Annotated in this window: 18 protein-coding genes; 14 read left to right on the top strand and 4 right to left on the bottom strand. The window is 68.0% G+C overall.

All coding sequences use genetic code 11. The features are described 5' to 3' along the window. From AC07V5_RS10040 to AC07V5_RS10055, 4 genes are all read right to left on the bottom strand, one after another. Nucleotides 1-720 (bottom strand): substrate-binding periplasmic protein, encoded by a 720-nt coding sequence (locus AC07V5_RS10040; protein ID WP_495115507.1) that lies wholly within the window; start codon nt 718-720, stop codon nt 1-3. Nucleotides 721-809: 89 nt separating this feature from the next. Then, nucleotides 810-3,137, bottom strand: coding sequence for an ATP-binding protein (locus AC07V5_RS10045; RefSeq protein WP_495115508.1), 2,328 nt, complete (start codon nt 3,135-3,137; stop codon nt 810-812). 91 nt (nt 3,138-3,228) lie between these two features. Then, entirely contained in the window at nt 3,229-3,816 is a 588-nt protein-coding gene (locus AC07V5_RS10050; protein WP_495115509.1) for a chalcone isomerase family protein, read from the bottom strand. A gap of 39 nt (nt 3,817-3,855) precedes the next feature. Next, entirely contained in the window at nt 3,856-5,412 is a 1,557-nt protein-coding gene (locus tag AC07V5_RS10055) for a methyl-accepting chemotaxis protein (protein WP_495115510.1), read from the bottom strand. Nucleotides 5,413-5,846: 434 nt separating this feature from the next. Here AC07V5_RS10055 and mraZ point away from each other — a divergent pair, with 434 nt between their 5' ends. The 14 genes from mraZ (at nt 5,847) to ftsA (ending at nt 21,918) form a co-directional block, all read left to right on the top strand. Further along, nucleotides 5,847-6,278 (top strand): division/cell wall cluster transcriptional repressor MraZ, encoded by a 432-nt coding sequence (gene mraZ / locus AC07V5_RS10060; protein WP_495115672.1) that lies wholly within the window; start codon nt 5,847-5,849, stop codon nt 6,276-6,278. Between the two features lie 11 nt (nt 6,279-6,289). Further along, nucleotides 6,290-7,246 carry a 16S rRNA (cytosine(1402)-N(4))-methyltransferase RsmH gene (gene rsmH, locus AC07V5_RS10065; protein WP_495115511.1) on the top strand — a complete coding sequence of 319 codons (957 nt, stop codon included), beginning with the start codon at nt 6,290-6,292 and terminating at the stop codon, nt 7,244-7,246. Between the two features lie 80 nt (nt 7,247-7,326). Next, nucleotides 7,327-7,590 (top strand): cell division protein FtsL, encoded by a 264-nt coding sequence (gene ftsL, locus AC07V5_RS10070; protein ID WP_495115512.1) that lies wholly within the window; start codon nt 7,327-7,329, stop codon nt 7,588-7,590. Next, a complete protein-coding gene (locus tag AC07V5_RS10075; protein ID WP_495115513.1) occupies nt 7,587-9,377 on the top strand; it encodes a peptidoglycan D,D-transpeptidase FtsI family protein in 1,791 nt (596 codons plus the stop codon). The genes ftsL and AC07V5_RS10075 overlap by 4 nt, the downstream gene beginning before the upstream one ends. A 76-nt stretch (nt 9,378-9,453) precedes the next feature. Continuing rightward, on the top strand, nt 9,454-10,932 hold the full coding sequence (locus AC07V5_RS10080; RefSeq protein WP_495115514.1) for a UDP-N-acetylmuramoyl-L-alanyl-D-glutamate--2,6-diaminopimelate ligase: 1,479 nt from the start codon (nt 9,454-9,456) through the stop codon (nt 10,930-10,932). 5 nt (nt 10,933-10,937) lie between these two features. Beyond that, nucleotides 10,938-12,317, top strand: a complete 1,380-nt coding sequence (locus AC07V5_RS10085; protein WP_495115673.1) for a UDP-N-acetylmuramoyl-tripeptide--D-alanyl-D-alanine ligase — start codon at nt 10,938-10,940, stop codon at nt 12,315-12,317. After that, the gene (mraY, locus tag AC07V5_RS10090) at nt 12,307-13,485 is read left to right on the top strand and encodes a phospho-N-acetylmuramoyl-pentapeptide-transferase (RefSeq protein ID WP_495115515.1); all 1,179 of its coding nucleotides are present in this window, start codon (nt 12,307-12,309) and stop codon (nt 13,483-13,485) included. The genes AC07V5_RS10085 and mraY overlap by 11 nt, the downstream gene beginning before the upstream one ends. A gap of 4 nt (nt 13,486-13,489) precedes the next feature. Continuing rightward, nucleotides 13,490-15,169: a UDP-N-acetylmuramoyl-L-alanine--D-glutamate ligase gene (gene murD / locus AC07V5_RS10095; RefSeq protein WP_495115516.1), complete on the top strand. Its 1,680-nt coding sequence runs from the start codon at nt 13,490-13,492 to the stop codon at nt 15,167-15,169. Then, nucleotides 15,166-16,422 carry a putative lipid II flippase FtsW gene (gene ftsW, locus AC07V5_RS10100; protein ID WP_495115517.1) on the top strand — a complete coding sequence of 419 codons (1,257 nt, stop codon included), beginning with the start codon at nt 15,166-15,168 and terminating at the stop codon, nt 16,420-16,422. The genes murD and ftsW overlap by 4 nt, the downstream gene beginning before the upstream one ends. Beyond that, nucleotides 16,419-17,495 carry an undecaprenyldiphospho-muramoylpentapeptide beta-N-acetylglucosaminyltransferase gene (murG, locus tag AC07V5_RS10105; protein ID WP_495115518.1) on the top strand — a complete coding sequence of 359 codons (1,077 nt, stop codon included), beginning with the start codon at nt 16,419-16,421 and terminating at the stop codon, nt 17,493-17,495. Before ftsW ends, murG begins: the two co-directional genes overlap by 4 nt. Further along, nucleotides 17,492-18,880 carry a UDP-N-acetylmuramate--L-alanine ligase gene (murC, locus tag AC07V5_RS10110; RefSeq protein WP_495115519.1) on the top strand — a complete coding sequence of 463 codons (1,389 nt, stop codon included), beginning with the start codon at nt 17,492-17,494 and terminating at the stop codon, nt 18,878-18,880. Before murG ends, murC begins: the two co-directional genes overlap by 4 nt. Then, nucleotides 18,877-19,848 carry a D-alanine--D-alanine ligase gene (locus AC07V5_RS10115; protein WP_495115520.1) on the top strand — a complete coding sequence of 324 codons (972 nt, stop codon included), beginning with the start codon at nt 18,877-18,879 and terminating at the stop codon, nt 19,846-19,848. Before murC ends, AC07V5_RS10115 begins: the two co-directional genes overlap by 4 nt. Before the next feature lie 4 nt (nt 19,849-19,852). Continuing rightward, the gene (locus tag AC07V5_RS10120) at nt 19,853-20,680 is read left to right on the top strand and encodes a cell division protein FtsQ/DivIB (protein WP_495115521.1); all 828 of its coding nucleotides are present in this window, start codon (nt 19,853-19,855) and stop codon (nt 20,678-20,680) included. Between the two features lie 8 nt (nt 20,681-20,688). Then, nucleotides 20,689-21,918, top strand: coding sequence for a cell division protein FtsA (gene ftsA / locus AC07V5_RS10125; protein ID WP_495115522.1), 1,230 nt, complete (start codon nt 20,689-20,691; stop codon nt 21,916-21,918). The last annotated feature ends 28 nt before the right edge of the window (nt 21,919-21,946 follow it).

Genomic DNA, 21,946 nt, shown 5'->3' on the forward strand with positions numbered 1-21,946 from the left:
TCAGGAGCCGTAGCCGGCGGCGGCGTAGATCTTCTTGATCGTGCCCTTCTTGTCCAGCTGTTGCAGCGTCATGTTGAGCAACTTCACCTGCTCGTCCGGCAGTTGCTTGTGGCAGGCCAGGTACATCTCGGTGCGGTTGAAGATCAGGACGGACTCGACGCCACTGATGCCTTGCTGCTTGAGCCGGTATTGGCCGATCAGCCGGCCGGTAGCCCAGTAATCGATGCGGCCGGCCAGCAGCTTCTTGGGGTTGGCGTCGTCGCTGGGCGCAACGTCCACCACGTAGCCGCGCGTCTGCAGATAGCTGACGATGGCGTCGCCCTGGTAGCTGCCGATGCGCATGTTCAGCGCCTCCTCCAGGTGCGCGGGGCGGCTGGCCCCGCTGCGCGCGAACAGCGCCCAGTCATTGGCCACCAACGGCCCGATCCAGCGGTACAGGTCTTCACGCTCGGGCGTGCGCGACATGGAGTACACGCAGGTGTTGACCTGCGTGCGGGCCATCGCGATGGCTCGCGCCCAGGGATAGACCGCCACCTCGTACTCCACGCCCGCGGTTTCGAGCAGGGTCTTGACGATCTCGGTCGAGACGCCGACGACGCGGCCCTGGGCATCGCTCATGTTGTAGGGCGGATATTCCTCGGTCGTCAGCACCAGCCGCTGCTGGGCTTGCGCGAGCACGGGACCGCAAAGAACCAGCAGGCCGAAAACAAACGTCTTCATGGCGCCTCCTCGGATGCCATCGCATCGGGCTCAACGACTCTAGCCCCGCAGCGGGCGCCAGATCCGGTCACCCCGCTGTCAACAAGGCTTCAGAGGGGCGCCCGGTGCTGCACGCGCCGCGCGCCGGACAGCCAGTCGTACAACGTGGCGAACAGCTGTTCGGCAACGACGGGCTTGGCGACGTGGTCGTCCATGCCGGCGTCCAGGCAGCGCTGGCGCTCCTCGTCGAAGGCATTGGCCGTCATGGCCAGGATGGGCAGCTCGGCGCCCTTGGCCAGCCGGCGGATGGCGCGCGTCGCGTCAAGGCCATCCATGACGGGCATCTGCACGTCCATCAGCACCAGGGCGTAGTTGCCGGCCTGGACCATGTCGATGGCCTGCTGGCCGTCGGCGGCAACGTCCACCGCCCAGCCGGCGCTGCCGATCAGCGCGACGGCGACCTCCTGGTTGACCGGGTTGTCCTCGGCCAACAGGATGCGGCGCGGATGAGACTGGGCCAGCTCGGCCAGCCGCTCACGCGCCGAATGCGGCCGCGGCGCCGCGACCGGCGCCGCCGGGGCATGTGCGGCAGCCTCGACGTTGAGCGTGAACCAGAAGCTGCTGCCGTGGCCGAGCGTGCTTTCAACGCCGACAACGCCACCCATCAGCGCGGCCAGGCGGCGGCAGATGGCCAGGCCCAGGCCCGTGCCCCCGTAGCGGCGGGTCGTCGAGCTGTCAGCTTGCTCGAAGTCGCGGAACAGCCGGTCCTGGGCTTCTGCGGCGATGCCGATGCCGCTGTCCTGTACCTCGAAGCGCAGCGCCAGGCCGGGGCCGGGGTTGTTGGCGTCGACGCGGGCGGTCAGGCGCACAAAACCGGTTTCGGTGAACTTGACCGCGTTGCCGGCGAAGTTCAGCAGCACCTCGGAGATGCGCTGCGGGTCGCCGATCAGCTGTTTGCCGCGCAGCTCGGGCGCGATGTCGGTCTCGACGCGCAGGCGCTTGGCGGCGGCGGCCTGGGTCGTCATGTTGGCGATGTTGTCCAGCACCTGGTCGACGGTGAAGTCGCGTTGGTCCAGGCGCACCTTGCCGGCCTCGATCTTGGAGAAGTCCAGCACGTTGTTGATGACGCTGAGCAGGTGCTCGGCCGCGTTGGCCACCTTTTGCAGGCGCTGCTGCTGCTCGGGCTCGACGGTGTCGCTCTGCGCCAGGTAGGTCAGGCCGATGATGGCGTTCATCGGTGTGCGGATCTCGTGGCTCATGTTGGCCAGGAAGGCGCTCTTGGCGAGGCTGGCGGCCTGGGCGGCCTGCGTGGCCTCGGCCAGCTCGGCGGTGCGCGCCTCGACGAGTTCCTCGAGGTGGTGGCGGTAGCGCTCCAGCTCCAGCGCGTCGCGGCGCTGGCGCGAGATGTCGGTCAGGAAGCCGTGCCAGAGCACGCTGCCGTCGGCCTCGCGCTGGGCGATGGCATTGCCGTAGAGCCAGCGTTCGCTGCCGTCGGCCAGCGGCGTGCGGAACTCCTGCTGCCAGGGGCTGAGGTTGCGCGCCGAGGCCAGCAGGCTCTCGCGCACGGCGGCGCGGTCATCGGGGTGGATGCGCTCGAACCAGGGCACCGCGCTGCGGCTGAGCTCGGCGCTGCCGAGCAGAAAGTATTCGCGCACCGCCTCGCTGACGTAGGCGAATGAAAATTCGCCGTTGACGGCCAGGCGCAGCTGGTAGACGACGCCAGGCACCGTCTCGGCCATGCCGCGCAGGCGTTCGATGAGGTTGCGCTGGGCGTCGAACTGCTGCTGCAGCGCGTCGCGCATGTGCTCCAGGTGGCCGCCCAGCAGGCCGATCTCGTCCTGGCGCTTGTGCTCCAGTTTGGCGCTGAAGCGGCCCTCGGCGAGGTCATTGGCGAAGTCGCCCAGCTCACGCAGCGGGCGGAACAGGCGCAAATTCAGCAGCCACAGCACCAGGGCCAGCGAGGCCAGCAGCTGGCCGCCGACGGTGGCGCCATACAGCCAGCGCTGGCGCAGCACAGCCGTGGTGCTGAGGTGGTCGTCGATCTCGATCTGGATGTGGCCGATGCGGGTGGAGCCACGCAGGATGTCGCGCTCGCCGGTCAGCGTCTGCCCCAGGCGCCGCTCGGGCAGGTGGTTCTCGATGAAGGGCAGGCCTTGCGAGGCGTCGCTGACGCTGACGCGCACGACCTCGGGCGACTTGACGATTGCCGACACCACCTCGCGCGCGGCCACGGCGTCCAGGTTCCACAGCAGCTCGGGCAGGCTGCTGGCCAGCACGTCGAGCTTGGCGTCGAGGTCGCGCTGCAGGGACTGCTCGGCGACCTTGGCCTCGCGCAGGCCGATGAAGAGGCCGCCCACGATCAGGGCAGGCAGCAGCAGGCCGATGCTGGCGCCCAGGGCCAGGGCGGCAAAGAGCGATGACGAGGGCTTGCGGCTCAAGATGTGATCATGCTGCCATGAGAATGGCCTGCGCAAGGAAAAACGCGCCACGTCGCAGCGGCGGCGTGGCGCGTTTCCCGGCGCACCGGGGTCAGCCCTTGCCCAGCAGTGCGGGCTTCAGCGACGAATCGACCGGCTTTTCGCCCAGCCAGATCTTCAGCACCGCGTTGTAGAAAGCGATGTCCTTCATTGGCTCGCCGATGGGCTTGCCGTTGAGGAACATGACGGTACCGGTGTCGGGCACCCAGTCGACGGTGATGACGTCGCCCTTCTTGCCCTGCGGGATGTTGACGAAGGTCTCGCCGAACTGGGCCAGCTGGTTGACGAACTTGGAGCGCTCGGCCTTGTCGGTGTTGGCCGTGATGCCGGCCATGAAGGCTTGGCCCAGCTCGTCACCGGTCACTTCGCGCAGCAGGCCCAGGCTGAAGCGGCGCGGGCCCTGGGTCTCGAGCACGCCGGCCGCGGTGTCCTTCTTCTCGGGCAGGTACAGGACCAGCGCATAGACCTTGACGACGATGCGCACGCGCACGCCGGCGCCGTTGACCTTCAGCTCCTTGCCGGCGACCTTGACGGTGTCGTCGAACTTCAGGCCGCCGACCTCAATGGCTTGAGCCGCGCCGCCCAGCCCGAGGGCTAAGCCCAGGCCGGCAATCCATCGGATGGCGTTGTTCGTCTTCATGCAGTCTCCTGATCTTGGGGGATGGGATGTCGGTGCACCTCAGTGCGCGGCCTCGAGCTTGAAGAGGCTGACCACTTCTTCGAGGCCTTGGGCCTGGGCGCGCAGGGAGTCGGCAGCGGCGGCGGCTTCTTCCACCAGCGCGGCGTTCTGCTGCGTGCTCTTGTCCATGTCGTGGATGGTATGCGTGACACGCTCGATGCCGGAGCTCTGTTCGGCGCTGGCGTGCGTGATCTCGCCCATGATGTCGGTCATCCGTTGCACGCTCGCCACCACGCCTTGCATGGTGTTACCAGCCTGGGCGACGAGCTGGCTGCCCAGCGCCACCTTCTCGACCGAGTCGCCGATGAGGCGCTTGATCTCCTTGGCCGCGTCGGCGCTGCGGCCGGCGAGCGAACGCACCTCACCGGCAACGACCGCGAAACCGCGGCCCTGCTCGCCCGCCCGCGCGGCCTCGACGGCCGCGTTCAGCGCCAGGATGTTGGTCTGGAAGGCGATGCCGTCGATGACGCTGATGATGTCGACGATCTTCTTGCTCGACGCGTCGATGCTGCCCATGGTCGTCACGACCTTGGCCACCACCGCGCCGCCTTCGCCAGCCACCTGCGAGGCGGCCTTGGCCAGCTGATTGGCCTGCTGGGCGTTCTGCGCGTTCTGCTGCACGGCGTCGGTCAGTGTCTTCATGGCTGAAAGCGTCTGCTCCAGCGACGCGGCCTGCGCCTCGGTGCGAACGGACAGGTCCATGTTGCCGCTGGCGATCTCGCTGGACGCCGACGCGATGGACTCCGTGCCCTCGCGGACGCGGCCGACGATGCCCTTGAGGCTCTCGTTCATGTCGTGCAGGGCCTGCAACAGCTCACCGGTCTCGTCACGGCTGCGCACCTCGATCTCGCTGGTCAGGTTGCCCGACGCCACCTTGCGGGCCACGTTCACCGCGCCACGCAGCGGGTTGACGATGCCGCGGGTGATCAGCACGCCGGTCAGCACGCTGGCCGCGATCGCGCCCGCAGCCAGGGCCAGCAGCAGCAGGGCCGTCTTGCCCGCCACCTTGTTCGACTTGAGGCCCGCTTCTTCCATCGCAGCGTTGCGGGTCTGGACCAGCTTGTCCAGGGCCGCCATGTACTTGCCCTGGGCGGCGCGCACCGAGAACTGGTACTTCAGCGGCGCGCCTTCGGTGTCGCCCGAAGCCACGGTCTTCACGAAGGCCGCCTGGCCGGTCATGAACTTGGCGCGCGCTTCCTCCACCACCTTGAGTTGCTCCTGGCTGGCCTCATCGGTCAGCAGGGGCTTGAGTTCGGCCATGGTCTTCTCATGGGCGCCCATCAGACTGGCGACGTTGTCCAGTTCCTTCTTGATCTGCTCCTCGCCCGTCATGATCAGCGTGGTCATCATGCTGCGCGAGGCGTCACCCAGCTCGGCCTTGGCCCGGTTGGCCAGTGCGACCGTCTTGTAGTCGCTGCTGATCAGCTGACTGATCTCGCCGTTCAGCGTCTGGATGCCGAAGTAGCCCAGTCCGGCCATGGCCATCAGGCAGGCAATCACCACGGCGAAGCCAGCGGTGAGACGCTGTCCGATGCGCATATGGGACAAGAAATTCATGGGGCTGCCTCGGTTTTGAATATTCGGTGGGAGCCCCCGGTTTGAGTTCTTGACTAAAGGGGGCTGAAACAACCTGAAATTTCATCAGAAATCGCCTCTGCCCAAGCATTCTGGGCTGGCAGCGCGAAAGGCATGCCGTGATTTGTGCAGCAAAACCCCGGCAGTCGTGGCCGCGGTTGGGCCCACTCGAATCGCGTGAGTGGAGCAGTTGCTGGGGACAAACGCCAAGCCGGTTTGGGCCTTAGTTCAAGCGCCACTTCGCAATGTCTCGTCAAGTCCTTATTTATAAACAAGATTTTTTAGAGTGGCTGTATAAAACAACAGCCAACCTAAGTACTTGATTTCATTGAAAAAACTTGTGCCGAACCTTGACCGGGGGTGGCTCGGCACTTAAAGTGGGAGGAAGTGTTCTTTCGTGGTGAAAAGTGTCGGAAATCGTCTTTCAGGGAGCCTCCAACTTGGCCTTAGATGCCAAGGGCCGCCTGAGTGTGCCCAGTCGACACCGTGAGGTGCTGCAGCTGATCTGCCAGGGGCGCCTGACCGTCACCAAGCATCCGGACGGCTGTCTGATGCTGTTTCCGCGCCCCACCTGGGAAGCTTTTCGCGACAAGGTCGCCGCCTTGCCGATGTCGGCCGCGGGCTGGAAGCGTGTTTTCCTAGGTAACGCGATGGACGTCGACATCGATTCGGCGGCCCGCGTGCTGGTCTCGCCCGAGTTGCGCAAGAGCGCCGGGCTGAAGAACGACGTGATGCTGCTGGGCATGGGTAGCCACTTCGAGCTGTGGGATGCCGAAACCCATGCCGCCCACGAGGCCGAAGTGATGGCCGGTGAACTGCCCGACGCGCTCAAGGATTTCAGCTTCTGATGGGCGCCGAGATGAATGAAAGCGCCGAGTTCCGCCACACCACTGTGTTGCTGGACGAGGCGGTCGACGGCGTGCTTGTGCGCCCCGACGGCGTCTATGTCGACGGCACCTTCGGCCGCGGTGGCCATTCCCGTGCGCTGCTGGCGCGGCTCGGCCCGGCAGGCCGGCTGATCGGCATCGACCGTGATCCCGAGGCGGTTGCCGCGGCGGCCGCGATCACGGACCCGCGCTTCACCATCGTCCACAGCGCCTTCGCCGACATGGCCGATCAACTGGCGGGCCTGGGTGTTCATCAGGTGGATGGTGTGCTGCTGGACCTCGGTGTGTCCAGCCCGCAGATCGACAACCCGGCGCGCGGCTTCAGCTTTCGCTTCGAAGGCCCGCTGGACATGCGCATGGACACGACGCAGGGCAAGAGCGCGGCGGACTTCCTCGCGGGCGCCGACGAGCGCGAGATTGCACGGGTGATTCGAGACTATGGCGAAGAACGGTTTGCTTCACAGATTGCAAAGGCGGTTGTTGCTCGCCGAGAAACCGGTACGCCCCTCACGCGCACCGACGAGCTGCGCGAACTCGTGGCTCGCGCGGTCAAGACCCGCGAGCCCGGCCAAGACCCGGCCACGCGTACCTTTCAAGCCCTTCGGATTCATGTCAATGGCGAGCTTGAGGAGCTTGAGCAAGGGCTGAACTCGGCGCTGCGCTTGCTGGCGCCCGGCGGGCGGCTGTCCATCATCAGCTTCCATTCGCTGGAAGACCGCCGCGTCAAGACCTTCATCGCTGAGCACAGCAAGCCCGTGTTCGACCGCCGTGCACCGTTTGCGGAACCCGCGCCGCTGATCCTGAACGCGCTGGGCCGCATCAAGCCCAGTGATGCCGAGGTGGCGGCCAATCCGCGCTCGCGCTCCGCTGTGTTGCGCGTCGCGGAGCGCACCGACGCCCCCTTGCCGCCCGTCACCTCCAGGCGCTGACATGAGGCCCCCACGCTCTCTTCGTTCGCTGCCCCCCAAGGGGGTGCGCCAGCGCCTTCGGGCGGCCGGGCGGCGCTGACATGGCCAAACTCAACTTCATCCTCATCCTGGCCGTGCTGGCCAGCGGCCTCGTCCTTGTGCACAGCGCCTATGAGTCGCGCCGCCTGTTCGCCGAGCGCGAGCGTGCCAAGAACGAGGGCCAGCGCCTGGCCGCCGATGCCGAGCGGCTGAAGGCCGAGCGCCACGCGCAGGCCACCAACCTGCGCGTCGAGCAGGTGGCGCGCGAGCGTCTGGGCATGCGGCTGATCTCGCCGGCCGTCGTTGCTTCCGGGGTGGCGCCGTGAGCAAGGGCGGCAACAAGTCCGGCGCGCGCGCCCTCGGCTCGGGCCGCGGCGTCAGCTATTCCACCAGCCCGCTGCTCGCGTCCAAGACGCCGCCGTGGCGCTCGCGCTTTCTCGTCGCCCTGGTGGGCCTGGCCTTCGCCGGCCTGCTGGCGCGCGCCATCTATGTGCAGGTGCTGCACACCGAGTTCTTCCAGAAGCAGGGCGAGGCTCGCTACGCCCACACGCTGGAGCTGCCGGCCAGCCGCGGCCGCATCAACGACCGCAGCGGCCAGGTGCTGGCCGCAAGCGTGGCGGTGCCGTCGATCTGGGCCATTCCCAAGGAAGTCGACACCGACGCCGACAAGCGCCGCGAGCTCGCCAAGGCCCTGGGCCTGTCGGGCAAGGAGCTGGAGGCCAAGCTCAACCCCGAGTCGCGCTTCGTCTGGCTGCGCCGCCTGGCCGACGACGAGACGGCGGCCAAGGTGAAGGCCCTTGGCCTGAAGGGCATCTTCCAGGACCGCGAATACCGCCGCAAATACCCCGAGGGCGAGGCGGCGGCGCACGTCGTCGGCTTCACCAACGTCGAGGACCGCGGCCAGGAGGGCATCGAGCTGGCCTTCCAGAAGGAGCTGCAGGGCCGCGACGGCTCGCGCTCCGTCGTGCGCGACCGCCTGGGGCGCGTTGTGGAAGACATCGGCGACATCGTGCCCGCCGCCAACGGCCATGACATCGACCTGTCGGTCGACTCCAAGGTGCAGTTCTTCGCCTACCAGCGCATCCGCGACGCGGTGGCCGAGAACAAGGCCAAGGCCGGCTCGGTCGTCGTGCTGGACGCGCAGAGCGGCGAGGTGCTGGCCCTGGCCAACTTCCCGAGCTACGACCCGGGCAGCCGTCAGAACCTCTCGGGCGAGCAGCTGCGCAACCGCGCGCTGACCGACGTCTTCGAGCCGGGCTCGACGATGAAGCCCTTCATTGCCGGCCTGTCCATGGAGACGGGCCGCACCACGCCCGACAGCCTGGTGGACACCGGCAACGGCAAGTACGCCTTCCAGGGTGCCGTCATCAGCGACACCAAGCCGCACGGCGTCATCCCGGTGCGCGAGGTCATCAAGTTCTCCAGCAACATCGGCGCCACCAAGCTCGCGATGCAGATGCAGCCGCGCGAGATGCACGAGATGTTCACGGCCATCGGCCTGGGCCAGCGGCCGCAGATCAGCTTCCCTGGCGCCATCAGCGGCAAGCTACGCCCCTACAAGACCTGGCGGCCCATCGAGCAGGCGACGATGAGCTACGGCTACGGCCTGTCGGCATCGCTCTTTCAACTGGCGCGTGCCTACACGGTGTTCGCGCGCGACGGCGAGATCGTCCCCGTCAGCATGCTGCGCCAGCAGCACGACCACCCGGTCGCCGGCATCCGCGTGTTCAGCCCCAAGGTCACGCAGGACCTGCGCCTGATGCTGCAAGCCGCAGCCGGCCCCGGTGGCACGGCGCCCGACGCGCAGGTGCCGGGCTACAGCATCGGCGGCAAGAGCGGCACGGCCCACAAGCAGGAAGGCCGCGGCTACGCCAGCCACAAGTACCGCTCGTGGTTCGTCGGCATTGCGCCCATCAGCAACCCGCGCATCGTCGTGGCCGTCATGGTCGACGAGCCGACTGCCGGCGTCTATTACGGCGGCAAGGTCGCCGGGCCGGTGTTCAGCCAGGTCACCGCGCAGACGCTGCGCCTGCTGGGCGTGCCGCCCGACCTGGACGTGAAGAGCCAGATCGTCGCCAACCAGAAGGCCGTGGCCACGGAAGAAAGCTTCTAGAGATGACGCCCCCACGCTCACTTCGTTCACTGCCCCCCGAGGGGGCTTCATCGCCCTTGGGGCGGCCCGGCGGTCGATGATGTTGACCCGCCTCAAATCTCCCGAAGCCGCCGCACGGTGGCTCGCCGAATGGTGCACCGGCACGCTGCGCACCGACAGCCGCCACGTGCAGCCCGGCGACGCCTTCATCGCCTGGCCCGGCTACGCGCGTGATGGCCGCGAGTTCGTCGCCGCCGCGCTGGCCGCCGGCGCCGCCACCTGCCTGGTGGAAGACGGCGACGTCGAGCGCTTCGGCTTCGTCGATGCCCGCGTCGCGTCGCTGCCCGGCCTGAAGGCCCGCACCGGCGAGATCGCCTCCGCCTTCTTCGGCAAGCCGACCGACAAGCTGGACGTCATCGCCGTCACCGGCACCAACGGCAAGACCTCGTCGGCCTGGTGGATCGCGCAGGCCTTGGCGACGCTGAACAAGCGCTGCGGCGTCGTCGGCACGCTGGGCATCGGCGAGCCGCCCAAGCTGGACTACAACGGCCTGACCACGCCCGACCCCGTGCTGCTGCAGGCCGCGTTCGCCCGCATGCGCGACGACGACTTCGCGGCCTGCGCCATCGAGGCCAGCAGCATCGGCATCGTCGAAGGGCGGCTGGCCGGCAGTGCCATCCGCGTCGCCGTGTTCACCAACTTCACGCAAGACCACCTCGACTACCACGGCGACATGAACGCCTACTGGGTGGCCAAGCGCGCGTTGTTCGGCTTTCCCGGCCTGCGCGCGGCGGTCGTCAACCTCGACGACGCCAAGGGCGACGCGCTCGCGGCCGAGTTGGCGGCGCTGGATGTGTGGACCACTGGCGTCGAGCGCCTGGATGCACGCCTGACGGCGCGCGATCTGCACTACACCGGCGAAGGCCTGGTCTTCACGCTGCAAGAGGGCGGAGATGAGGGTGGGGCCATCGCGGTGCAGACCAGCCTGATCGGCGACTACAACGCCGCCAACCTGCTCGGCGTGGCCGGCGCGTTGCGCGCGCAAGGCCATGCGCTGGCCGACGTGGCGCGCGCCCTGGCCAGCGTGACACCGGTGCCGGGGCGCATGCAGCGCGTGGGCAACGGCCGCGAGCTGCCGCAAGTCGTCATCGACTACGCCCACACGCCGGACGCACTCGACAAGGCGCTGTCCGCCCTGCAAGGCCTGGCCAAGGCGCGTGGTGGCGAGCTGGTCTGCGTGTTCGGCTGCGGTGGCGACCGCGACCGCGGCAAGCGGCCGCAGATGGGCGCCATTGCCGCGCGCCTGTCCGCCCACGTCATCGTCACGACCGACAACCCGCGTAGCGAGCTGCCGGCGCAGATCCTGGCCGACATCACCGCCGGCGCGCCCGGTGCCATCGTCATCGAAGCGCGTGAGGAAGCCATCCGCTCGGCCGTCACGCAAGCCGGTGCACGCGACATCGTGCTCGTCGCCGGCAAGGGCCACGAGGACTACCAGGAGGCGCACGGCGTGCGCCGGCCGTTCTCCGACGTGGCCGAGGCGCGCGCGGCGCTGCTGGAAAGGGCGGGTCTGTGACGTTCCTGACCTTGGTCGAAGCGCAGGTGCTGCTGCCTGGTTCCGTGCTTGTGGGCGACGGTGCGACCGGCTTCGCCCGCGTGCACAGCGACACGCGCACGCTGCGTGCGGGCGACCTGTTCGTCGCGCTGCGCGGCGAGCGCTTCGACGCGAACGATTTCCTGGCCCAGGCCAAAGCCTCGGGCGCCGTTGCGGCACTGGCCGAACGTGGCCTCGCCGAAGCCGACCTGCCTGGCCTGCTCGTGCCTGATGCCAAGGCGGCGCTCGGCCAACTCGCCGCCGCCTGGCGCCGCCAGCAGCAACTGCCGGTCATCGCCGTCACCGGCAGCAACGGCAAGACGACGACGACGCAGATGATCGCGGCCATCCTGCGTGCCTGGGTGGGCGAGGGTGCGTTGGCCACCGAGGGCAACTACAACAACGACATCGGCGTGCCGCTGACGCTGCTGCGCCTGCGCCACGACGACGAGACCAGCCACCGCGCCGCCGTCATCGAGCTGGGCATGAACCATCCGGGCGAGATCGCGCCGCTGGCTGCGATGACCCAACCGACGGTGGCCCTGGTCAACAACGCCCAGCGCGAACACCAGGAGTTCATGGCGACCGTTGAGGCCGTCGCGCGCGAAAACGGCGCCGTCATCGAGGCGCTCGCGTCCAGTGGCTGCGCCGTCTTCCCCGCCGAAGACGCCTGCGCGCCGATCTGGCTGGAACTGGCCGGCTCACGCCCGCATCTGAGCTTTGCACTGCGCGGCGAGGCCGACGTGACGGGTGATGCGGCCTGGATGAATACGCACTGGGCGCTGGAGATCCACACGCCCGCGGGCAGCGTGCCGGTGGCGCTGCACATGGCCGGCGAGCACAACGTGCGCAACGCGCTGGCCGCCGCCGCCTGCGCGCTGGCCGCCGGGGCGCCGCTGGGGCCGATCGCCCAGGGCCTGGAAGCCTTCCGCGCCGTCAAGGGCCGCTCCGAGTTGAAGACGGACGCGCGTGGCCGCACGCTCATCGACGACAGCTACAACGCCAACCCCGACAGCGTGCGCGCCGCCATCGACGTGCTCGCGGGCATGCCGGGCGACGGCTGGCTGGTGCTGGGCGACATGGGCGAGGTGGGCAACGACGGCCCGGCCTTCCACCACGAAGTGGGTGCCTATGCCGCCGAGCGCGGCATCGCTCACTTCTGGACGGCTGGTGCCGCCGCCCGCGATGCGGCCGCGGCCTATGGCCCCAAGGCGCGTGCCTTCGCGAACACCGCCGCGCTGATTGCGGCCCTCAAGGAACAACCCGACGCGGCCCAGACCCTGGTCAAGGGTTCGCGCTTCATGAAGATGGAACAAGTGGTCGCTGCACTGCAAAACACCACCACCGGAGACACGCATGCTGCTTAGCCTCGCCCAGTGGCTGCAGGGTCTCTACCCCGACCTGGGCTTCCTGCGCCTCTTCCAGTACATCACCTTCCGCGCGGTGATGGCCGCGATGACGGCGCTGCTGATCGGGCTGGCCTTCGGGCCCTGGGTCATCCGCCGCCTGACCGAAATGAAGATCGGCCAGCCCGTGCGCGCCTATGGCGTGCAGGCGCATCTGGCCAAGAGCGGTACGCCCACCATGGGCGGGGTCCTCGTCCTCATCGGCATCGGCATCTCGACGCTGCTGTGGTTCGACTGGAGCAACCGCTTCGTCTGGGTCGTCATGCTGGTCACGATGGGTTTCGGCGCCATCGGCTGGGTGGACGACTGGCGCAAGGTCGTCGACAAGAACCCGGAAGGCATGCGCAGCCGCGAGAAGTTCTTCTGGCAATCGCTGATCGGCCTGGTCGCGGCGCTCTACCTCGCGTTCAGCGTGTCCGAGACGAGCTTTCTCGGCGTCGTTCAGCTCTTCTTCCGCTGGGTGAGCAGCGGCTTCTCCACCGAGCTGCCGCCCAAGGCCGACCTGCTGATCCCGTTCTTCAAGACCATCAGCATGCCGCTGGGCGTGTGGGGCTTTGTGGCGCTGGCCTACTTCGTCATCGTCGGCACCAGCAACGCCGTCAACTTCACCGACGGCCTGGACGGCCTGGCCATCATGCCCGTCGTCATGGTCGGCTCGGCGCTGGGCCTGTTCGCCTACCTGACCGGCTCGTCGGTGTTCTCCAAATACCTGCTGCTGCCCTACATCCCGGGTGCTGGCGAGTTGCTGATCTTCTGCGCCGCGATGGCCGGCGCGGGGTTGGCCTTCCTGTGGTTCAACGCCCACCCGGCGCAAGTCTTCATGGGCGACGTCGGCGCGCTGTCGCTGGGTGGCGGCCTGGGCACGCTGGCCGTCATCACGCGCCAGGAAATCCTGCTGGGCATCATGGGCGGCATCTTCGTGGCCGAAGTGTTGAGCGTGATGCTGCAGGTCAGCTGGTTCAAGTTCACGAAGAAGAAGTTCGGCACGGGCCGGCGCATCTTCAAGATGGCGCCGCTGCACCACCACTTCGAGAAGAGCGGCTGGAACGAGACGCAGGTCGTCATCCGCTTCTGGATCATCACCATGCTGCTGTGCCTCATCGGCCTGGCGAGCTTGAAGCTCCGGTAAGCGCATGAAGCTGGACCTGCCGCAACTCGTTGATCAGCGCGTGCTCGTGCTGGGCCTGGGTGACTCCGGCCTGGCGATGGCGCGCTGGTGTGCGAGGTTTGGCGCGCAGGTCACGGTGTGGGACTCACGCGCGCAGCCACCGCAGCTACAAGCGCTGGGCGACACGGCGGCCTTCATCTCCGGCGAGCTGACGGCTGAGGTCGTGTCGGGCTTCAACGCCGTGCTGAAGAGCCCCGGCCTGTCGCCGCTGGACGCACGCCTCACCGCTGTTTACTCGCATGGCCCAGCCGTGCGCGGCGAACTGGATCTGTTCGCCGACGCGCTGGCCGCGCTGAAGGCCCAGCATGGCTACGCGCCCGCCGTGCTTGCCATCACCGGCACCAACGGCAAGACGACGACGACCTGCATGACCGGGCTGCTGGTGGAGCGGGCCGGCAAGCGAGTCGCCATCGCCGGCAACATCGGCCCGACGCTGCTGGACACGCTGACCGAGGCGTTGGCCAAGGAGCCGGACCCGGCACGGGTCGAGACGCCGGCCGAAGTGGTCGCGGCCGAGATTGAAGACGTGCCCGTCGAAGAGGCTGACGAAGCCGAGTCGGTGCTGCCCGACGAGGAAACACCACTCCCCATCGCCCCGCCGCTGCCGCGCGGCCCGGTGTTCGAGACGCTGCCCGAGGTCTGGGTGCTGGAGCTGTCCAGCTTCCAGCTGGATGGCGTCACCGGCTTCGAGCCCACCGCCGGCGCCGTGCTGAACCTGACGCAGGACCATCTCGACTGGCATGGCGACATGGCCGCCTACGGCCGCGCCAAGGCGCGCATCTTCGGCCGCGAGTCCGTCATCGTCTCCAACCGCGACGACGCCGAAGTCGAAGGCCTCGTGCCCGCGCCGGTGTTCGTCAAGGGCAGCCGCGGCAAGCCCGGCCGCACGGTGTCGCGCCGCGCCGTGCGCTTCGGCCTGAACCCGCCGCACTCAGCCGGCGACTTCGGCCTCGTCATCGAAGGCGGCCTGACCTGGCTGGTGCGCGCCCTCGAGCTGGACCCGACGATCAAGCGCAAGAAGACCGATGACGCAGAGCCGCTCATCATCCAGCGCCTGATGCCCGCCGACGCGCTGCGCGTGCGCGGCCGCCACAACGCAGCGAATGCGCTGGCCGCCTTGGCATTGGCCTGCGCCGCCGGCTGCGAACTGGCGCCCATGCTGCACGGCCTGCGCGAGTACCGCGGCGAGCCGCACCGCGTGGAGCCCGTCGGCAGCATCGACGGCGTCGAGTTCTTCGACGACAGCAAGGGCACCAACGTCGGCGCCACCGTCGCCGCCGTCACTGGCCTGGGCGCCGACCGCGCGCCGGCCAAGCTGGTGCTCATCCTGGGCGGCGACGGCAAGGGCCAGGACTTCGCTCCGCTGGCCGATGGCGTCGCGCGCCATGCCCGCGCCGTCGCGCTGATCGGCCGCGATGCGCCGCAGATCGAAGCCGCCCTTGCCAACACCGGCGTGGCGCTGCAGCGCCACGCAACGCTCGAAGCCGCCACCACCTGGTGCCTGAGCCAGGCGCAATCCGGCGACAGCGTGCTGCTGTCCCCCGCCTGCGCCAGCCTGGACATGTTCAAGAACTACGCCCACCGCGCCGAGGTCTTCGTCGCCACGGTGCAGCAGCTCGCCGACGAGCGCGGGGTGGCGCTGTGAACGCGGTGCTGAACGGCTTCACCGCCAAGCTGCAGTCGCTCTGGAAGAAGGGCGACGCCGAGGACGCCAGCGTGCCCGTGCGCGACTGGGTGTCCACGTCCGCCGGCCGGCCCACCCAGCTGCAGGGCTTCGACATCACGATGGTCTGGGTCGTGCTCGCGCTGATGGCCTTCGGCCTGCTGATGGTCTATTCGGCGTCCATCGCGATGCCGGACAACCCGCGCTTCTCCAAGTACCTGCCCACGCACTTCCTGACGCGGCACATGGTGGCCATCGGCTTCGCGCTGGTGGCGGGCCTCGTCACCGTGCAGATCCCGGTGGCGCTGTGGGAGCGCTACGCGCCCTGGGTCTTCGTCGTGGCGCTGGTGCTGCTGGTGGGTGTGTTGATCCCCGGCATCGGCAAGGTCGTCTACGGCGCGCGCCGCTGGATCCCGCTGGGTGTCATGAACTTCCAGCCGTCTGAGCTGGCCAAGTTCGGCATTGCGCTGTACGCGGCCAACTACATGATGCGCAAGATGGACGCCCGGGAGAACTTCTTCCAGGCCGTCACGCCGATGGCGATCTCGCTGGCCTTCATCGGCCTGCTGCTGCTGGCCGAGCCGGACATGGGCGCCTTCATGGTCATCGCGGCCATCGCGATGGGCATCCTGTTCCTGGGCGGCGTCAACGGCCGCATGTTCCTGCTGATCACGCTGGTGTTGGTGGGCGCCTTCACGCTGATGATCACCTTCAGCGAGTTCCGCCGCGAACGCATCTTTGCCTACCTCAACCCGTGGGACGAGAAGTACGCCCAGGGCAAGGCCTACCAACTGACGCACAGCCTCATCGCCTTCGGCCGCGGCGAGTGGCTCGGCCAGGGCCTGGGCGGCAGCGTCGAGAAGCTGCACTACCTGCCCGAAGCGCACACCGATTTCCTGCTCGCCGTCATCGGCGAGGAGCTGGGCTTTGCTGGAGTGGCCGTGGTGATCCTTGCGTTCTTCTGGCTGACCCGCCGCTGCTTCCTCATCGGCCGCCAGGCCATCGCGCTGGACCGCGTGTTCGCGGGCCTGTACGCACAAGGCATCGGCATCTGGATGGGCGGCCAGGCCTTCATCAACATGGGTGTGAACCTCGGCGCGCTGCCGACCAAGGGGCTGACGCTGCCGCTGCTGAGCTTTGGCGGGTCGGCGATCTTGATGAACTGCGTGGCGCTGGCCGTGGTGTTGCGCATCGACCTCGAGAACAGGCAAATGATGCGGGGAGGGCGTTCATGAGTGAACGTCACCTCGTCGTGATGGCCGCCGGCACGGGCGGCCACATCATTCCGGGCCTCGCCGTCGCGGAGGAAATGCAACGCCGCGGCTGGACCGTGTCGTGGATCGGCACGCCCAAAGGCATGGAGAACCGCCTCGTGCCCGCGCGCGGCATCGAGCTGGATGCGCTGCCCTTCGCCGGCCTGCGCGGCAAGGGGTTCAAGCATGCGCTGCGCGGTGTTGTCGGCTTCTTCAAGTCGCTGGGCCAGGCGCGTCGCGTGTTCGCCCAGCGCCGTGCGACGGCCGTGCTGGGCATGGGCGGCTATGTCTGCCTGCCCGGTGGCCTGACGGCGGCCTTCACCGGCCGGCCGCTGATGCTGGTCAACGCCGACGCGGCCATGCTGAAGAGCAATCTCGCGCTGAAGCCGTTCGCCCGCCGCATCGCCTTCGGCTTCGACGGCGCGGCTGCGGCCTCCACCTCCGGCGCAGTCGTCAGCGGCAACCCGGTGCGCGCCGAGATCGAGGAACTGCCGTTGCCCGCCGAGCGAATGGCCGAACGCACGGGCCCGCTGCATGTGCTGGTGCTGGGCGGCTCGCTCGGCGCACGAGCGCTGAACCAGGCGCTGCCCGAGGCACTGGCCTTGTGGCCGCAAGAGCAGCGGCCGCTGGTGCTGCATCAGTCGGGGCAGGACCACCTCGGCGCCGTCTGGCAGGCCTACACAGACGCCGGCCTGACGGCGGAAGTACGCCCTTTCATCGACGACATGGCCGCGGCGCTCGCCTGGGCCGATGTCGTCGTCTGCCGCGCCGGCGCGATCACCGTCAGCGAACTCTGCGCCGCGGGTTGCGCCGCGGTGCTGGTGCCGCTGGTGGTCAGCACCACCTCGCACCAGCGTGATAACGCCGTCTTCATGGCCCAGCACGGCGCGGCCATCCATCTGCCGCAGGGCGAGTTGACGCCGGCGAAGCTGCACGAACTGTTGACGGGCCTGGACCGCACGGCACTGCTCGCGATGGGCGAGAAGGCCCGCGCGCTGGCCCGCCCCCGCGCGGCCGCCCGTGTGGCCGACGAAATCGAAGGAATGTTGAAGTGAAGCACGCGGTTCAACGGCTGCATTTCGTGGGCATCGGCGGCGCCGGCATGAGCGGCATCGCCGAGATCCTGCACAACCTCGGCTTCACCGTCAGCGGCTCGGACGCCGTCGAGAGCGCGACGACCGAGCGGCTGCGGGCCTTGGGCCTGCGCGTCGAGATCGGCCATGCCGCGCCCAACATCGGCGACGCACAGGCGCTGGTCACCAGCACCGCGGTGGCCGCCGACAACCCCGAGGTGCAGTCGGCCCGCGGCCGTCAGGTCCCGGTCGTGCCGCGCGCCATCATGCTGGCCGAGCTGATGCGGCTGCGCCGCGGCATCGCCATCGCCGGCACGCATGGCAAGACGACGACCACCTCGCTGGTCACGGCCATCCTCGTCGAAGCGGGCCTGGACCCGACCTTCGTCATCGGCGGCAAGCTCAATGCGGCCGGCGCCAACTCGCGCCTGGGCGGCGGCGAGTTCATCGTCGTCGAAGCTGATGAGAGCGACGCCTCCTTCCTGAAGCTCAGCCCCGTGCTGGCCGTCGTCACCAACATCGACGAGGACCACATGGACACCTACGACCATTCGGTCGAGCGTCTGCACGCGGCCTTCATCGAGTTCCTGCACCGCATGCCCTTCTACGGCGCGGCGGTGGTCTGCGCGGACGACCCCGGCGTGCAGGCCATCCTCGGCAGCATCGAGCGGCCCGTCGTCAGCTACGGCTTGTCCGCCGGCGTCAGCGTGCGCGCGGTCAACGTGCAGGCACTGGCCGGCGCGCAGATGCGCTTCACCTGCCAGCGTGAAGGCACCGCTGACCTCGACGTGCTGCTGAACCTGGCCGGCGAGCACAACGTGCGCAACGCGCTGGCGGCCATTGCCATCGCCACCGAGCTGGACTGCGCGGACGCCGACATCCAGAAGGCGCTCGCCAGCTTCTCCGGCGTGGGCCGCCGCTTCGAGAAGCATGGCGAATGGCCGGCAGCCGACGGCGGCCGCTTCGAGCTGGTCGACGACTACGGCCACCACCCAGTCGAGATGGCCGCCGTGCTCGCCGCCGCGCGCGGCGCCTACCCGGGCCGCCGCCTCGTGCTGGCCTTCCAGCCGCACCGCTACACCCGCACGCGGGACTGCTTTGCGGACTTCGTTCGCGTGATGGGCGGCGCGGACGTCGTGCTGTTGACCGAGGTGTATTCGGCGGGCGAAGCGCCCATCGAAGGCGCGACCGGCACCGCGCTGGCTCAGGCCGTTGGCACGCCGAACTTCGTCGCCAGCGTTGCCGACATGCCGGCCGCGCTGGCCCAACTGACGCGCGATGGCGATGTCGTCATCGGCATGGGCGCGGGTTCGATGAGCAGCCTGCCGGGACGCGTGGCGGCGCATTTCCAAGGAGGCGCGGCATGACCTCTCCCATCAACCTGAACATCGACGCCAAGAGTCTCGGCAAAGTCGCCGTGCTGTTTGGCGGCCACAGCGCCGAGCGGCCCGTGTCGCTGATGAGCGGCAACGGCGTGCTGGCCGCACTTCAGTCCATCGGTGTCGATGCGCACGCCTTCGATCCCGCCGAGCGGCCGTTGCAGGCGCTGAAGGACGAGGGCTTCGCCCGCGCCTTCATCGCGCTGCATGGCCGTGGCGGTGAAGACGGCACCATCCAGGGCGCCCTCGAATGGTTGGGCATCCCGTACACCGGCTCCGGCGTGACGGCGTCTGGCGTCGCGATGGACAAGACGATGACCAAGCGGATCTGGGCCAACGAGGGCCTGCCGACGCCGCAATACCTGGCGCTCGCACGCACCGAGCTGACACGCGAGCGCATCCGCACGATTCCCGACGAGCTCGGCCTGCCGGTCGTCGTCAAGCCGCCGCACGAGGGCAGCAGCATCGGCATCACCAAGGCCGCCGGCTATTCAGACATGCAAGGCGCGGTCGAGCTGGCGTTGGGCTTCGACGACGAGCTGCTGTTCGAGCAATGCATCGAAGGCCCCGAGCTGACCTGCGCCGTGCTGGGTGAAGGCGAAGGCGCCGTGTCGCTTCCGGTCATCGAGATCCGCGCCGAGGCTGGCAACTACGACTTCGCGAACAAGTACGAGACCGACACGACGCAGTACGTCTTCGGCTCGCTGCCCGCCGCGCTCGAAGCCGAGATCGGCCAACTCGTGCTGCACGCCTACCGCCTGCTCGGCTGCCGCGGCTGGGGCCGTGCCGACCTGATGCTGCGCAAGTCCGACATGAAGCCCTTCCTGCTGGAGATGAACACCAGCCCGGGCATGACCTCGCACTCGCTGGTGCCCAAGGCCGCGCAGGCCGTGGGTATCGACTACCCGCATCTGTGTCTTTGGTTGCTGTCGCAGGCACGCCTTGATCGCGCTTGAACTGATGAATTCCGCCGCCGCCACCGCCGCGCTGCCGTCCGACGTCCGCCTGATGAATGCGGTGTCGGCGCTGCTCGTCGCGGCATTGGTGGCAACGGCAGCTTGGGCTGCGCTGCGCTGGGTCGTGCGCCTGCCGGTGTTCAACCTGCGCGCCATCCAGGTCGAGGGCGATGTCAGCCGCAACAGCGTGGCCTCGCTGCGCGCGAATGCGCTGCCGCGCCTGCACGGTTCCTTCCTCAGCATGAACCTGAAGGACGGCCGCGCCGCCTTCGAGGCCGTGCCCTGGGTTCGGCATGCGCAGCTGCAGCGCATCTGGCCGATGCGGCTCAGGGTCAATCTGGAAGAGCACCGCGCCGCCGCCTACTGGGAAGCCCGTGTCGACGGCGCCGATTCCGGCAGCGAGGCCGCTGCGGAGCGTGCCCTCGTCAACAGCTTCGGCGAAGTCTTCCAAGCCAACCTCGGTGACGTCGAGGACGAGACGCTGCCCGTGCTGGCCGGCCCCGCCCAGACCGCGGGCCAGATGCTGCAGATGTGGCGCGCGCTGTCGCCGGCCGCTGAAAAGCTGGGCGAAAGCATCGAGCGCCTGGACTTGTCCGGCCGCGGCTCCTGGCGCGCGACCTTCGGCAGCGGCGCCGTCGTCGAACTCGGCCGCGGCAGCGCGACGGAAGTCGTCGACCGTTTCGGCCGCTTCGCCAATTCCATCACGCAGGTCACGGCGACCTACCGCAGCCCGCTGCTGTCGGCCGACCTGCGCCACGCCGACGGCTACGCGGTCAAGCTGCGCGGCGTGACGACACAAATTCCGGGTAAACCCGTAAATAGAAAACGCTGAGGACGGACATGGCCAAGGAATACAAGGATTTGGTCGTCGGGCTGGATATTGGGACCGCCAAGATCATGGCCGTGGTGGCCGAGGTTTTGCCGGGCGGTGAATTGCGCATCGCCGGCCTCGGCGTGGCGCCGTCGACCGGCCTCAAGCGCGGCGTTGTCGTCAATATCGACGCCACCGTGCAGTCCATCCAGCAGGCGCTGAAAGAGGCCGAAATGATGGCCGACTGCAAAATATCGCGGGTTTACACGGGGATTACCGGCAGCCATATCCGCGGCCAGAACTCCACCGGCATGGTCATCGTGCGCGACAAAGAGGTCACGCCGGTTGATGTGACCCGGGTTGTCGAAACCGCCAAGGCCATCAATATTCCCAACGATCAGCGCCTGCTGCTGGTCGAGCCGCAGGAATTTGTCATCGACGGCCATGAGGTGAAAGAGCCCATCGGCATGAGCGGCGGCCGGCTGGAGGTCAAGGTCCATATCGTGACCGGCGCCCAAAGCGCGGCCGAAAACATCGTCAAATGCGTGCGGCGCTGTGGCCTGGAGGTCGATCAACTGGTTTTGAATCCCAGTGCCTCCAGCCACGCCGCCCTGACCGCCGATGAACGCGACCTGGGGGTAGCGCTGGTGGATATCGGCGCCGGCACGACCGATGTGGCGATATTTACCGGCGGCTCCATCCGCCATACCGCCGTGATCCCCATTGCCGGGGATCTGATCACCAGCGATATCGCGATGGCGCTGCGTACGCCGACCAAGGATGCCGAGGAAATCAAGGTCGAATATGGCGTCGCCAAGCAGCTGCTGGCCGACCCGTCCGACCAAGTGGAAGTGCCCGGGCTGGGCGACCGCAGCCCCCGGATGTTGTCCAAGCAGGCGCTGGCCGGCGTCATCGAACCGCGCGTCGAAGAAATCTTTTCCCTCGTGCACCAGGTCATTCGCGAGAGCGGGTATGAGGAATTGCTGTCCAGCGGCATCGTTTTGACCGGCGGATCGGCCGTCATGCCCGGCATGGTGGAACTCGCCGAGGACATTTTCCTGAAACCCGTCCGGCGTGGCCTGCCCACCTATTCGGGGGCCCTTTATGACATGGTCGCCAACCCGCGTTCCGCCACCGTCATGGGGCTGCTTGAAGAAGCGCGGCTGTCGCGCAGCCGGGGTTTCAAGGCGGCGCAGCAGGCTGGGTCGGTGCAAACCCTGCTCAGCCGCATCAAAGATTGGTTCATGGGGAATTTTTGACCCCCATGAAATACGAAAAATTTGTTTC

The organism is Roseateles sp. GW821-FHT02E12, assembly GCF_059421665.1.